Origin of the sequence: Corynebacterium sp. HMSC074C03, assembly GCF_001838285.1 — a bacterium.
Lineage (GTDB): Bacteria > Actinomycetota > Actinomycetes > Mycobacteriales > Mycobacteriaceae > Corynebacterium > Corynebacterium amycolatum.
This window is the reverse complement of record NZ_KV836198.1, coordinates 1-13,789: the sequence shown is the minus strand read 5'-3', so window position 1 is coordinate 13,789 and position 13,789 is coordinate 1. Positions and strand designations below refer to the sequence as shown.

12 protein-coding genes and 1 riboswitch are annotated in these 13,789 nt (G+C 59.2%); of the genes, 5 read left to right on the top strand and 7 right to left on the bottom strand.

The genetic code is table 11. The features are described from left to right. Positions 1-303: 303 nt before the first annotated feature. Complete coding sequence (locus HMPREF2847_RS03070; RefSeq protein ID WP_049189550.1) at positions 304-1,755, bottom strand: glyceraldehyde-3-phosphate dehydrogenase; 1,452 nt, start codon at positions 1,753-1,755, stop codon at positions 304-306. A gap of 183 nt (positions 1,756-1,938) precedes the next feature. On the opposite strand from HMPREF2847_RS03070, the gene HMPREF2847_RS03065 reads away from it, so the two are divergent. From HMPREF2847_RS03065 to HMPREF2847_RS03055, 3 genes are all read left to right on the top strand, one after another. Beyond that, positions 1,939-2,832 (top strand): Cof-type HAD-IIB family hydrolase, encoded by an 894-nt coding sequence (locus HMPREF2847_RS03065; protein ID WP_070851490.1) that lies wholly within the window; start codon positions 1,939-1,941, stop codon positions 2,830-2,832. Between the two features lie 108 nt (positions 2,833-2,940). Continuing rightward, positions 2,941-4,587, top strand: coding sequence for a peptide chain release factor 3 (locus HMPREF2847_RS03060; protein WP_070851489.1), 1,647 nt, complete (start codon positions 2,941-2,943; stop codon positions 4,585-4,587). A 66-nt stretch (positions 4,588-4,653) separates the two neighbouring features. Next, positions 4,654-6,354, top strand: a complete 1,701-nt coding sequence (locus HMPREF2847_RS03055; protein WP_070851487.1) for an FUSC family protein — start codon at positions 4,654-4,656, stop codon at positions 6,352-6,354. Here the strand turns inward: HMPREF2847_RS03055 and HMPREF2847_RS03050 are convergent. Then, complete coding sequence (locus HMPREF2847_RS03050) at positions 6,351-7,010, bottom strand: hypothetical protein (protein WP_070851486.1); 660 nt, start codon at positions 7,008-7,010, stop codon at positions 6,351-6,353. The genes HMPREF2847_RS03055 and HMPREF2847_RS03050 overlap by 4 nt on opposite strands. 10 nt (positions 7,011-7,020) lie before the next feature. Beyond that, positions 7,021-7,740: a nicotinamide riboside transporter PnuC gene (gene pnuC / locus HMPREF2847_RS03045; protein ID WP_070851484.1), complete on the bottom strand. Its 720-nt coding sequence runs from the start codon at positions 7,738-7,740 to the stop codon at positions 7,021-7,023. Between the two features lie 10 nt (positions 7,741-7,750). Further along, positions 7,751-7,920, bottom strand: a riboswitch (FMN riboswitch). Positions 7,921-8,016: 96 nt separating this feature from the next. On the opposite strand from pnuC, the gene HMPREF2847_RS03040 reads away from it, so the two are divergent. Next, complete coding sequence (locus tag HMPREF2847_RS03040) at positions 8,017-8,811, top strand: YwiC-like family protein (protein WP_070851483.1); 795 nt, start codon at positions 8,017-8,019, stop codon at positions 8,809-8,811. Between the two features lie 51 nt (positions 8,812-8,862). Continuing rightward, the gene (locus HMPREF2847_RS03035; protein ID WP_070851481.1) at positions 8,863-9,819 is read left to right on the top strand and encodes a MinD/ParA family ATP-binding protein; all 957 of its coding nucleotides are present in this window, start codon (positions 8,863-8,865) and stop codon (positions 9,817-9,819) included. Here the strand turns inward: HMPREF2847_RS03035 and HMPREF2847_RS03030 are convergent. The 4 genes from HMPREF2847_RS03030 to ftsE all read right to left on the bottom strand — a co-directional run bounded on the left by HMPREF2847_RS03030 (position 9,816) and on the right by ftsE (position 13,663). After that, entirely contained in the window at positions 9,816-10,943 is a 1,128-nt protein-coding gene (locus tag HMPREF2847_RS03030; RefSeq protein WP_070851480.1) for a 3-hydroxyisobutyryl-CoA hydrolase, read from the bottom strand. The two genes, HMPREF2847_RS03035 and HMPREF2847_RS03030, sit on opposite strands and share 4 nt — an antisense overlap. A gap of 90 nt (positions 10,944-11,033) precedes the next feature. Then, complete coding sequence (ppk2, locus tag HMPREF2847_RS03025; protein ID WP_070851478.1) at positions 11,034-11,939, bottom strand: polyphosphate kinase 2; 906 nt, start codon at positions 11,937-11,939, stop codon at positions 11,034-11,036. 83 nt (positions 11,940-12,022) lie between these two features. After that, entirely contained in the window at positions 12,023-12,925 is a 903-nt protein-coding gene (ftsX, locus tag HMPREF2847_RS03020; RefSeq protein ID WP_070545962.1) for a permease-like cell division protein FtsX, read from the bottom strand. Positions 12,926-12,973: 48 nt separating this feature from the next. After that, complete coding sequence (ftsE, locus tag HMPREF2847_RS03015; protein ID WP_016423233.1) at positions 12,974-13,663, bottom strand: cell division ATP-binding protein FtsE; 690 nt, start codon at positions 13,661-13,663, stop codon at positions 12,974-12,976. Positions 13,664-13,789: the final 126 nt, after the last annotated feature.

The window sequence follows — 13,789 nt, the reverse complement described above, 5'->3', positions numbered from 1 at the left end:
TCGAACTGCCATCCCGCATCGCGCGACTACTACCTGCGCAAACGGGCTGAAGGACAGAAGCACAAGCCGCGGTGATGTGCCTTGCCCGGCGGCGCTACAACGTCATCTATCCCTTACCGCCCCGGCCCATGCATCCGCGCCGAAGCCGCGCAGAACCACGTCCACCAGCGGTAGGCGATAGCGGCCTCCCGCACCGAAAGCTCCGTCCCCCTCCCCTGCCCTCCCCATCGCCTCAACCCCCGTGGTTTAGGAGGGGGAAGAGGGCGTTCGAGGGCTCAACAGCTCGAGCCCAGGACCGCCGACTTACAGCTCGTCGATGTGCTTGCGCTTCGGGTAGACACGCGGGCGAGCACCGGCGATTTCCTCGGCGATACGGATGACCTGGTTGGAGTAACCGAACTCGTTGTCGTACCAGACGTAGAGCACTAGGTGCTTACCGTTGGCGATGGTAGCCAGACCATCGACGATGCCAGCGTGGGTGGAGCCGACGAAGTCAGTGGAGACCACTTCTGGCGAGTGGATGTAGTCAATCTGCTGGCGCAGGACGGACTTCAGGGAAACTTCGCGCAGGTAGTTGTTAACCTCGTCGCGGTCGACCTCAGTGTCCAGAGTCAGGTTCAGCACCGCCATGGAAACGTCCGGGGTGGGAACGCGGATGGCGTTACCGGTCAGCTTGCCCTCAAACTCCGGCAGAGCCTTGGCGACGGCCTTTGCGGCACCGGTTTCAGTGAGAACCATGTTCAGGGTGGCTGCGCGACCACGGCGGGAACCCTTGTGGAAGTTGTCAATCAGGTTCTGGTCATTGGTGAAGGAGTGGACGGTCTCGACGTGACCGAACTCGACGCCCCACTTGTCATTGACGACCTTCAGCACCGGGGTGATGCCGTTGGTAGTACAGGAAGCTGCCGACAAAATATTGTCAGAGTCCTCGATGATGCTGTGGTTAATTCCGTAGACGATGTTCTTTACATCGCCCTTGCCCGGCGCGGTGAGCAGAACCTTGGAAACCCCCTTGGACTGAAGGTGCTGCGACAGCCCCTCACGGTCACGCCAACGACCGGTGTTGTCAATGACAATCGCATCGTTAATGTCGTAGGCGGTGTAGTCAACAGTTGCCGGGTCGTTGGAGTAAATGACCTGGATCGGGGTGCCGTTTGCCCAAATAATGTTGTTTTCGCGGTCAACCGAGATGGTGCCGTCGAATGCACCGTGGACGGAGTCACGGCGCAGCAGCGAAGCACGCTTGACGATGTCGTCCTCACCATTCTGGCGAACCACAATCGCGCGCAGGCGCGGGCCGTTGAACAGTGCCTCACGAGCAAGCAGAATGCGGGCCAGCAGACGACCGATGCGTCCGAAACCGTAGAGGACAATGTCGGTCTTCGGGGTGTGAGTCCCGGCACCGATAACCTCGGCAAGCTCCCGCTCGAGGAATGCGCGCAGATCGCCGCCTTCCTCTTCGAAGCTGGTAGCCAGGGCGCCCAGGTCGATGGAGGCGGTGCCGAGATCCATCTTCACCAGTTCCTGCAGAATCGGCAGAGTCTGGCTCAGAGGCAGCTCCTGCGAGGTAATGCGACGGGCGTAGCGGTGCGACTTAATGATGCCGGTCTCGGTGACGTTTTCCAGTCGGCGGCCGAAGATTGAAGTCACGACATCGTTGTTGCGTCGCAGCTGTCCCAGGAGGGGGATCATCTGCTCTGCAAGGCTGATGCGCTCATTCCAGTCATTGCGCTTGATGGGGGCCGAATCCGACATAAATCCTCCTGGCTTAAATGAATATGAGTTCCCCCTCAAAATACCCCGCACACGCCGTTCACCGGCTATCGCCCTCAACTGGGTACCCCGTATTGTGGCCCAGCTTTCACCCAATCGGGGGAGGCGCGGGGAGGCGACCTGAGGAAGAAAAGTGAACCCTACTTACCCGTTAGAATTAAAGCCATGACGGAACCCCTGGATATCCAGCAGCAATCTCCCGCCCAGCCGCCATACCGCCTTGTAGTCACGGATATGGACGGGACTCTATTAAATGAAGACAAGGAAATCCCGGATTCCTTTTGGCCGGTAGTCACCGAACTGCTCGACCGCGGTGTCCACTTCGCTCCCGCATCGGGCCGCCAGTACGCCACTCTGGCCGACCAGTTCGCCCCCATTGCACACCGCATCCCAATCATTGCGGAAAACGGCAACTATGTCGCGGATGCGGGCGAGGTGGTCTCAGTTACCAGTATCGACCACGACATCGTCACCCAGTTGGTACACGCGATCCGCCAGTTCAACGACAACCGCGTGGCAGCGGGGCGCACTCCTCTATCGGTTATCATCTGCGGCTCTGCCAGCGCATACGTGGAGTTTTTCCCGCCGCATTTCAATATTCCGGAGGAAGTTCAGCAGCTGCAATTCAACGAGGCCGCCAAGTACTATTTGAAGCTGCAGAAAGTCGATGATGTCATCGTCGCCGCCGCCGATGACGGCATCGTCAAAATTGCCGCCTTTGATCCTTACTCCGTCGAAGACGAATCCGCCGATTACTTGCGTTCCCAGAGCCCGCACCTGCGCGCGGTCGTCTCCGGCCAGCACTGGGTGGATCTCATCGATGCCAGCACCAACAAGGGCACGGCACTCGCCGCCCTGCAGGAGGCCCTCGGTGTCTCTCCTGCCGAAACTGTCTGCTTTGTTGACTACCTGAATGACCTCGAGCTCATCGACCACGCAAGCCGTTCGTTTGCCATGTCCAACGGTCACCCGGAAATCAAACGCCGCGCCACCGACATCGCACCATCGAACGCGGAGGAAGGCGTCATCACGACGCTGCGCGAACTGTTCAACCTCTAACGCCACCCCAACGTAATTGACCCCTTACCCCACTGGAGCGGTAAGTTAGAAAGGTTGAACCCGATTCCCTTATTCCGATTTTCTTTTTAAGGAAAGCGTAGTCTCCCTGTGACCACTCTCGCCGAAGAAGCAGCACGCCGCCGCACATTTGCCGTCATCGCACACCCGGATGCCGGTAAGTCCACGCTCACCGAGGCGCTGGCGCTGCATGCTCATGTCATTAACGAAGCCGGTGCTGTCCACGGCAAGGCCGGCCGCAAGTCGACTGTGTCCGACTGGATGGACATGGAGAAGGATCGCGGCATCTCGATTGCCTCTTCCGCGCTGCAGTTCGAGTACCAGCCAGAGGGGCACGACGGCGAACCATACATGATCAATCTCGTCGATACACCTGGTCACGCCGACTTCTCCGAAGACACCTACCGTGTGCTCACGGCTGTCGACGCCGCTGTCATGCTTGTCGACGGCGCCAAAGGTCTCGAGCCTCAGACGTTGAAGCTGTTCCGGGTTTGTAAGTCCAACGGAATTCCCATCGTCACCGTCATCAACAAGTGGGACCGCCCGGGTAAGGCTCCCCTGGAATTGATGGATGAGATTGTTGCGGAGATTGGCCTGCAGCCGACACCGCTGTACTGGCCAGTCGGCGAGGCGGGTGACTTCCGCGGTCTACTGGAGCGTGGCGAGGACGGTGAGGCCAAGCAGTTCATCGGCTTCGAGCGCACTGCCGGTGGTGCCACCATTGCCGCCGAGCGGCACCTCACCCCAGATGAGGCCGCCGCGGAACAGGGCGATGCCTGGGAGACGGCAGCCGAGGAGTCCGAACTGCTCTCCGCCGATAGCGCTGACCACGACCAGGAGATGTACCTCGCTGGCGACACCTCTCCGGTGATTTTCGCCTCGGCCATGCTGAATTGGGGTGTCCACCAGATCCTGGACACTCTCTGCGAACTGGCTCCGGCACCTGGCGCCCGCGAGTCCGACCCGGCTGCCGTTGCCGCTGCTGCGGCTGGCGGCCAGGGAGCTATCGTCGAAAAGCGCGAACCGACGGATGATTTTTCGGGCGTCGTGTTCAAGGTGCAGGCGGGTATGGATACGCACCACCGCGACAAGCTGGCATTCATGCGCGTTGTCTCTGGCGAGTTTGATCGCGGCATGCAGGTCACGCATGCGCAGTCAGGACGTAGTTTCTCCACGAAGTATGCCCTGACCGTTTTCGGCCGGACGCGTTCGACTGTGGAGACGGCTTACCCGGGCGACATTGTCGGCCTGGTCAATGCGGGTTCGCTGGCTCCGGGCGACACGATTTATGAGGGTCGCAAGGTCCAATTCAAGCCCATGCCTCAGTTCGCGCCGGAGCACTTCCGCACCCTGCGCGCCAAGAGCCTGGGCAAGTACAAGCAGTTCCGCAAGGCTGTCGACCAGCTCGATGCCGAGGGCGTGGTGCAGATTCTGCGCAACGATGCCCGCGGCGATGCCGCCCCGGTGATGGCGGCGGTCGGACCGATGCAGTTCGAGGTCATGATGGCGCGCATGGAAAACGAGTACAACGTCGAGACCATCGCAGATCTCATCCCCTACTCCGTCGCCCGCCGCACGGACGAAGAGACCGCGCCGGAGCTGGCAAAGCAACGCGGTGTGGAGATCTTCACCCGTTCCGACGGCGCCCTCATCGCCCTCTTCGGCGACAAGTGGAAGCTGTCCTTCATTGAGAAGGAGCACCCGGAGTTCACGCTCGAGACGCTGGTCGCGGACTAGAGTTTTCGGCCACCTACAGCGACAACCCAATAACAACCCAATATAGATAAGGAGATTTCACCAACATTGAGCCAACCGGTTGAGCTTCCTCCACAACCAAGTGCATGGCAGCTTTTTACTGCCTTCCACTCCCGTGCGCAAAGATGGCCCGGTGCCCTCCGCGCAGCACTCGCGCTATTCCTGCCGGGTGCCGTGGCACTTCTCACCGGCCATGGCTCGGAGATGCTCCTTATCGCCGCTGGTGGCTGTGTGGTCATCTATGGCGAGGGCCACCCCTACCGCAGTCGTCTGCGCGTGATGGCCATCGCCGGACTATGCCTGGTCGCCGGCGTTATGTCCGGCAGTTTTGTTGGCTCAGTGGTCCACAGTGAGATCGCTTCCGGCGGCAGTAATCTATGGCTACTGCTCATCGCACTTTTTACCACGGCGTTGGCTACAGTCGGGGCCTTTATCCAAAACGCACTGCGCCTGCCACCACCAGGTTCATTCTTCATTGTGATGGTCTCCGGCGGTACCACAATGGTCGCCCGCCTTGGCTTCAACCCGGTTGAAACCGCCATGTGGGCTACCGTTGGTGTGCTTTCGGCGATAGTCATCGGCATGGCACCGCGGTTGTGGAATCCGCACGGCCCCGAGATGGCGGCCGTCCAATCCCTTGAATCAGCCATCGAGGCGATGGAAAAGTCAGACTCAACATCGTTCGCCGTTCATCACCAGGCGCAAACTGCACTCACCGACGCATGGGAATCGCTTGCCGACGCAGGCATCATCCGTGGCAGCAAAATCGTCAAGCCCTCCCATACGGAACTGGTCAACCGTGTCATTGCTGCTCATCAGCGACTGATTGCTATCCGCGGACGCTTGGGCGTGCACGGCAGCGCTGTGGACATCGTGGACACGCCTAACCTTATCGACGAGACACAGACAACCATTCCACTCGCTCGGCCAAGCGTAAGCTACCGAATCTTCCGCTCTTTCGACCGCTATTCTCACGCGTCGATGACTGCGACAAAGGTGGCTATTACCGGCGGCTTAGCTGGTCTCATCAGCGTGCTCGTCGGTCTTGACCGGCCTGACTGGGCGGTGGTCAGCGCATTGATGACTCTACAGTGGGGCCCCGACCGCACCGCCGGTTCGATTCGAGGGATTCACCGCATGGTGGGCTCGATTATCGGCATTTTCCTCTATGCGCTGCTCTTTTCCTTTGGCCTGGACAGCTGGACGCTACTTATCGCGCTTGCAGCCTGCCAATTCGGCGCGGAGATTCTCGTGGTGAAGAACTATGCGCTGACGACGATCGTCACCACTCCGCTGGCGCTGCTGCTGGGCGGAAATGTCGCTGGCGAGCTCGCACCGATTGTGACCGATCGTGTTTTGGAAGTCGGTATCGCCTGCGCGCTGGCTCTCGCTGTCCTGCACTTCTGGCCGACCGAGAGCATTGAGAAGCACTACCTGCGTCATATTCCGCGCTGCTATCGACAGATGGGTGCTCTTCTCGGCGCGCTGCTAACCGGCACTCCGAATCAGGCACTCGATATTCGTCGCGATCTCCAGTACGAGCTGCTCAGTGAGCGCCAGGCCATCTCGTCTCTGGCCACCAACGACCCCAAAACCGCCGCTCCACACTGGGATGGGCATCGTCGCATTCGCACGGCCGGTTACTTGCTGTTGGACTACTGCCGTACGCATCCAGATATTAGGCCTTCTCACGAAGAGATTTCCAAGCTCGCCGAAGTGGTTCAAGCAGCTAAGTCCGAGGAATACTAGTCCTCCGGCAGCGGAGGCTCCTTGCGTAGGTCGCGGGCGGTTGCCCGCCGTACCTCGCGCGGTTCCTCCTCCGAGCCCCTCGAACGGAACTTGGCCGCGATGTCCTTCAACGAAGACGACAGTGGCGGCAGCTTCTCTAGCGCGTCACGGCCCGCGTCCCACGCGTCGGCAGCAATGTTTTCCGCTTTCCGACGGAACTTGCGGACCTTCTCCTCGCGCTGACGCTTAGTCTCTGCCGCGTCATTTTGCCGCTCGCGCTCACGCTCAAAGGCGGCGACATCGCGGGCCTCCGCGTCGGAAAGCCTCTTTGAAGCGTGTGCCGCGGCGTCCCACGACTCCTCCAGCGACTCCGCGAGGTGCAACATGGCATCGATGCGCTTTTCAACTTCGCGCAACTTCTCGCGGTAGCCCCGTTGAATGTCGTAGCGGCGCATGATGCGGCGGGCACGAGTGGCCTCATTGCGCCAGGTGATGATTGCGCCCTCAGAAATCGACTCATCGACGACGAAACGCATCGTCCACGGGTCGACATCAACGCTGGCCAGATTGTTGCGTACCCGCTCCTCGCGGTCGAGGACGTCCTGCACGAGACTGCGGGCACGCTCTTCGGCTTGATGGGCGCGGTTGGTACGGGAGTTATCTGGTCGGAAGCTCACCTGGACTATCCTACCGCTCGGCTGCTGCCAAAGCCGGTACTTGGTCGGTCTCGGAGCTCTTCTGCTGGTTATTGTCGTGCTGGTGCTCGAGTCGAACCCAGGAGACAAAGCCCCAAATAACGAAGCATCCGTAGAAGAGGTACAGCGCTGCCGACGGGTAGTAGCCACCCTTGAGCAGCAACGGCACTCCCACGGCGTCAACGGCAATCCAGATCAGCCAGAATTCGTTCCAGCCGCGGGCCATGCCCCAGGTCGCTAGCATCGAACCGACGAAAATCCAGGCATCGGCCCATGGCCCCCACGAGCCCAGCATCTCAAAGACATTGGCACAGATTACTGTGGCGAAGATAGCCACGGCAATCATCCCAATGCGTTCCGTTGCCGTCGCCCACCGCGGCTCAATTGCGACCTCATCACCGCTCTGATTGCGGCACTTGACCCAGCTGAACCACCCGTAGAGACTGACGACGATAAACATGACCTGACGCCCAGCCTGGCCATAGAGATCAAGATTTTGCGGCGTGTGGAAAACTCCGCCGAGGAAGACGGTAAACAGCAAGGCATTTCCGATAATGCCGACCGGCCAGGCCCATACCTTGCGTTTCATACCTAGGAAGGCACACGCGAGGCCAAAGAGGTTACCAACAATTTCTCGAATTAAGATTGGTGCTCCCGCCACACTGAGCTGTGCAGTGAGGAAACCCACCAAAAAACCCGACACGTATTCCACGAATTATTCAACTCCTTCTCTTTCATCCGGACTATGACCGTCGGTTTCGGATTCCAACCGAAATCTGCTTGTCCCCTACCTGATGCCCCTTCTGGCCACAGGTAGGGCGCTCGTGGACTTGTCTGCGTCAGCCGCAGCTTCACCACCGGTGAGGAATTTCACCTCGCCCTGAGAATGCGAGTTCAACGTTAGCACTGTCGCCTTGTGCGCATGTGCCTTTTATTCAATGAGGATCTAATACAGTCCCGACATATTTACGAATCTATAATGCGTAGTATGAGCCAAAAGCCCCGCCAGCCACGTCCTTCCCGCCCCGCCCGCTGCTCCCACCACAAGCGCTCCGCTGGCTGGGTTCCGGACCAGCACGGCGCTTGGTTCATGGTCACCATTCCCCCGCTGACTGCACTCGCGCTCAACCCCACATGGACAGGCCTTGCCGTAACCGCGACGTGGCTGCTCGGCTACTTCGCATTTTTCGCCGTCAGCGTCTGGCTCCGCTCTCGTCGCCAACGCCGCCATCTGGCACCCGCCGCCACATACACCGCGCTCACCGCCGTCGCTGGCTGCATCACTCTGCTTGCCGACGTTTCCCTTCTCACCTGGGTCGCCCTCATCGCCCCTCTTGCCGCTATCGCTATTTGGGAGACCTACCAGCGCCGACCGCGCTCACTTCTCTCTGGTGTCTCCACTGTTCTAGCCGCCAGCCTCATGGTGCCCATTATCGCCGGGCCAACCCCGAAAGCCTGGGCAATTGCGGCTATCTACGCTGGATATTTCGTCGGCACCGTGCCCTATGTGAAAACAATGATTCGCAAACGCGGCAGCCGACAGTGGCTCATTGGCTCGGTCACCTACCACGCCCTCATTACCGCTGCGGCCATCATCGGGTGGATCCTGCTCCGCGACCGGAATCTCATCAGCATCGGTGTGCCCATTGTCGCCATTGGGCTTCTCATCAGGTCTTTTGCCATGCCAATCTCCGGCGCTCGCCGCGCTAAGCCGTGGACACCCAAACAGGTCGGAATTCTCGATGCCGTCTTTGGGCTCGCCGTGGTCCTGGCCGCATGGTAAAAACAACGGCGGGGATAAACTTTGGGGAATTTTGGGGAGGGGACGAAGTCTATGACTTCCACCAAACACGCAGTCACTCACGCAGTTTCCGTCTCAGACTTGGCGGTTAGCCTGAACTCGCGGCAGGCACCACAGTCGGGCTGGCGCAGCTGGGTTCATAAGGCCACCTGGGGCGCAATTTCGCCGCGGGAATCATCGTCGGCACGCAAGCAACGCGAGCTGATAGAGCGGGTGCGACAGCCTATCTACGGTGACTACAACATCGCTATTGTCAGCGTGAAAGGTGGCGTCGGCAAGACGTCGACAACCATGTGCCTGGGCGCCACGCTTGCAAGCCTGCGCAGTGACCGAATCGTCGCAATCGACGCGAATCCGGACTTTGGCACCCTCGGCGCACGCGTCACCGCGGCCAATCCCGCATCAATTCGCGATCTGCTCCGAGCCCCGGATACGGACAAATATGCGCAGGTCCGCGCGTACACATCTCACACTCCATCGCGCCTGGAGGTTGTCGGCAGCGACCAAAACCCGACATCGACGATCGCGCTTTCCGACGGTGAATACTGCGCAGCCCTCGACATCCTTCGGCGTCATTACAATGTGAGCCTGACTGATTGCGGCACTGGCCTGACGCAGCCCATCGCCGCTTCGATTCTTTCTGCGGCCAATTGCCTGGTGTTGGTCACCACGCCCGCACTGGACGGCGTGAAAAGCGCCTGGACGACGTTGGATTGGCTTTCAGCGCACGGCTTCGAACGGCTGGTTTCTACCACTGTCGTGGTGGTCAACGAGCTAAATAAACAGGGGCTGTCCACAGAGACCGTGCACGAACTATTTGCCCAGCGCTGCCGCGCAGTGCAGGTCATCCCCTATGACCCGCACATTGCGAATGGCGCGAATATCGAGCTGGACAATCTCCAGCCCGCCACTACCCAGAGCTATCTCGAATTGGCGGCCATGATTGCCGATGACTTCGCGCCGACTACGGGCCGTCACAGTTTTATTTAGCTCAGGTGCTGACGAATCCCCTCGACATCGACCTCCTGAACGGAGGCGGGCTTGAAGGTGGCGTCGCGGTCCTTGTCCACCAAAACCGCCCGCACGCCTTCGGCAAAATTGGGGTGCTGACGCATGTAAGCGCCGAGCTTCATCTCCCGGTTCAGAGCCTCCTGCAGCGTAACCCCCGGACCCGCGTTCGCTGCATAGAGCTCCGCTGCCGCCACGAGACTCTCCGGGTTGGCGGGTGCCAGCAGATCGCGGAAGGTCTCCACTGTTGACGACGCACAGGAGCCAGCCTCAGCGGCTTCGTTGAGAGCACGCTCAATCTCCAACCAGCTATCAGCGCCGAAGCAGGCCTCGATGCAATCGCTCCACTCGGCCAGCTGCGGCTCACCGAGCAGCTCACGAGCCTCAGCCGAGTCCACATCGAGCGCATACTCCGCAAGCGCCGAATCAATTCCGTCTCGGTCCAGTGCCGCGACGAACTCGTCCAGTTGCGCGGATGGCACCGCATGCGTTGCCCATCCAGCCCACAGCATGTCCGCCGCAGTTAGGCGGTAACCGGTCAGTCCTGCAAACCGAGCAATCGCGGGCGAGGGTCCGCCCAACTGAGTGTTCACATGCTGCGAAAAATAGGTAATGCCCACATCGGGAACAAAGCCGATTGCCATTTCTGGCATGGAGGCGCTGGCTCGCTCAGTCACGATTCGGTGGGAGCCGTGCATGGAAACTCCCAGGCCACCACCCATAGCGATGCCATCAATAATCGCGATATATGGTTTGGACTGCGCAAATTCCGCAATCATCGCGTTCATCTCGTACTCGTCCCGGAAGAACTTCTCCCCCTGCTCCGGAACACCATCGAGCACAGCCTGCCGAACTGCGCGCACGTCACCACCGGCACAAAACGCCTTGGGGTGACCGGATGAAGCAACAATGTAATCCACCGAGTCGTCGTCACGCCATGCGCGGAGCCCCTCGACGACCTCGGTGACCATATCTAAATCGAGCGAATTAAGTGCCTTCGGCCTGTTCAACCGAAGGTGACCAGATCGCCCATGGACTTCTCGCAGCACCTTTGGCTCATCAACCTCGGTGCGTGCCGTGCCAGAACCGTTATCAGTAGCAGTCATGCCACCCAGTGTGACACAGATAACTATCTATGGAAAGGCTCTGGCTTGATGGAACGACTGACGGCGGCGAGACCTGCCTAAACAAAGAAGCTACTTCTTCTTGCTCTTCTTGTCCTTCTTGTCCTTCTTGTGCTTCTTGCCCTTCTTATCGGACTTGCCTGCACCCTTCACACGGTCAGCTTCGAGCTTCGCGGCAACGTCCGGCACATAGCGGAATTCAGTACGCGGCGGACGCTCGTAGCTCCCCTCAGACTCCGGACGCTCCGGAATTTCCGGAACATCCCGCTGAATGTGCTCATACGGAATGGTGGTCAGCAGGTGGTTGATGACATTGATACGCGAGCGCTTCTTGTCCTCGGACTCAACCGTGAACCACGGTGCGGACGGGATATCAGTGTGGATGAACATCTCATCCTTAGCGCGGGAGTAGTCCTCCCAGCGAGTGATGGACTCCAGGTCCATCGGCGAGAGCTTCCAGCGGCGCAGCGGATCTTCACGACGGGACTTGAAGCGAGCAACCTGCTCCTCGTCCGACACGGAGAACCAGTATTTGCGCAGGATAATGCCGTCTTCAACCAGCAGACGCTCGAAGATTGGAGCCTGGTGCAGGAAGCGACGGTATTCCTGCGAGGTACAGAAGCCCATGACGCGCTCAACGCCGGCGCGGTTGTACCAGGAGCGGTCGAAAATCACGATTTCGCCGGCAGTCGGCAGCTTTTCGACATAACGCTGGAAGTACCACTGACCCTGCTCACGGCTCGTCGGAGCCGGCAGAGCCTCAATGCGACAGGTACGGGGATTCAGGTACTGCGTGATGCGCTTAATGGCCGACCCCTTGCCGGCGGCGTCACGACCCTCCATCACGATGACAATTCGGGCACCGGTTTCTACCACCCACTGCTGCATTTCGACGAGCTCTGCCTGGAGCTTTTTGAGCTCGGCCTCATAAGCCTTCTTGTCGAGCTTCGGTGGGCGCTGGACGTCGTCATTATTCATAGCTTTCAGCTTACCTGGCACCCTGCCCTGACCCTATTCACCGGGTTTAACCGAGGGGTCTAATCGCAAACCTAATTGGAGCCCTAGTCACGCGAGTAAAGACGCAGCGTGACCTGTGCAACAAGCCCCGCGAAGACCATGCCGATAATGACCACGATTGGCGCCACCACACCAATATCACCGTTGGTCAGCGGTGCCAGGAGCTGTGCCTTGTACAGGTTACTCAGCGCCGGATCGATGACCGTCGCCTTACCCAGGAACAGCGCACCGATAGCCAGCAGACCACCAATCAGCGACGCAATCACAGCCTCGAGGACGAACGGCGCCTGTGTGAACCAGCGGCTGGCACCGACCATGCGCATAATCTCAACTTCCTTACGACGCGAGAACGCCGCAATCTGGACCATGTTCGCAATCAGGAACACAGCGGCAACGGCCTGCACCGCCGCCAGCAGGAAGGTCGCATTTCGCACCGAGTCCAGGTTCTGAGCTGCAGTACCGATCTCTTCATGCTGGTCAGTAACGTGGTCGACCTGTGGCAGCTCCCGAATCGGATCGAGCGGGCTGACATCGGTCGGGTCGCTCAGACGCACCATCACGACAGCCGGCAGCGACTCCGGCGTCGCATTTTCTACGAGCACGGGGTCGCTATCCTTAAACATCTCCACGAAGTGGTCAAAGTTTTGCTGACGATTTCGGAAGGTCACCGAATCAACGCCGTCAGTCTCTTCAAGCTTGCCGACGACCTCAGCACACTCCGGCGAGGAGCAAGTTTGGTCCTCGGCGGAGATTTGTTCATTCAGTTCGATCTGCACTTCTACGCGATCGAGATAGAGATCCTTCGTGCGGCTGGTCTGCTCAGTAACCAGGATGCCGGTCGCAAGCAGCGCCAACGACACCGCAGTCGTAATAATCATCGCGATGGTCATCGTGATGTTTCGGCCCAAGGAGGAGAAAGCCTCACCGAGGACAAAGCGAGTCTTCATAGGTCAGTAATACCTTTCGAATGAGTTCTTCTACCGATGGACTGTCTGCTAATTGTTCAGGCCGTAAACACCCGTGGCGTCGTCACGCACGAGACGCCCCAGCTCCAGCTCCAACACGCGGCGACGCATGGAGTCCACGGCATCGTTGTCGTGAGTCGACACGATAACAGTCGTGCCCATGCGATTGATGCGGTCAAGCAAGAGCATGATGTCACCGGAAGTGCTTGGGTCGAGGTTGCCGGTGGGCTCGTCGGCAAGCAAGATGAGCGGGCGGTTGACGAAGGCTCGAGCAATGGCAACGCGCTGCTGTTCACCACCAGACAACTCGTGCGGGTAGCGATTTTCCTTGCCCGAGAGCCCGACCATTTCAAGCGTTTCCGGAACAGCTTTGTCGATTTTCGCCTTCGGCTTGCCAATTACCTGCAATGCGAACGCGACATTTTCGTACACGGTCTTCTTTGGCAGCAGGCGGAAGTCCTGGAAGACGTACCCTACCTTTTGGCGCAATTTCGGGATGTTGCGGCGAGAGATCTTAGTCAGATCCTGGTCTGCAACCGTCAGTTTTCCTGAATCCACTTTCTCTTCACGCACCATTAGGCGCAGGAAGGTCGACTTACCAGAGCCCGACGGTCCAATGAGAAAGACAAACTCACCTTTATCTATGTGGACTGAAACGTCGTCTAGAGCTGGTCGGCTAGAAGTCGAATAGGACTTGGTAACCCCGTCGAAAGTGATCATAGATAGACACTCTAATCACTTAAGCCACTCAAGTCACTCTGGAATGCGTCGAATTGGGCGCCGGAATAGCGAGGCTGCGGAGCTAGGTGACGTTGCCCCGTTACCTTGTGAGTGTCCCCGATAATG

What these genes read in the sequence shown, in the direction of transcription:
- HMPREF2847_RS03070 (WP_049189550.1), bottom strand. Translation starts at nt 1,755, where the DNA reads ATGTCGGATTCGGCCCCCATCAAGCGCAATGACTGGAATGAGCGCATC.
- HMPREF2847_RS03065 (WP_070851490.1), top strand. Translation starts at nt 1,939, where the DNA reads ATGACGGAACCCCTGGATATCCAGCAGCAATCTCCCGCCCAGCCGCCA.
- HMPREF2847_RS03040 (WP_070851483.1), top strand. Translation starts at nt 8,017, where the DNA reads ATGAGCCAAAAGCCCCGCCAGCCACGTCCTTCCCGCCCCGCCCGCTGC.
- HMPREF2847_RS03035 (WP_070851481.1), top strand. Translation starts at nt 8,863, where the DNA reads ATGACTTCCACCAAACACGCAGTCACTCACGCAGTTTCCGTCTCAGAC.
- HMPREF2847_RS03030 (WP_070851480.1), bottom strand. Translation starts at nt 10,943, where the DNA reads ATGACTGCTACTGATAACGGTTCTGGCACGGCACGCACCGAGGTTGAT.
- ppk2 (WP_070851478.1), bottom strand. Translation starts at nt 11,939, where the DNA reads ATGAATAATGACGACGTCCAGCGCCCACCGAAGCTCGACAAGAAGGCT.
- ftsX (WP_070545962.1), bottom strand. Translation starts at nt 12,925, where the DNA reads ATGAAGACTCGCTTTGTCCTCGGTGAGGCTTTCTCCTCCTTGGGCCGA.
- ftsE (WP_016423233.1), bottom strand. Translation starts at nt 13,663, where the DNA reads ATGATCACTTTCGACGGGGTTACCAAGTCCTATTCGACTTCTAGCCGA.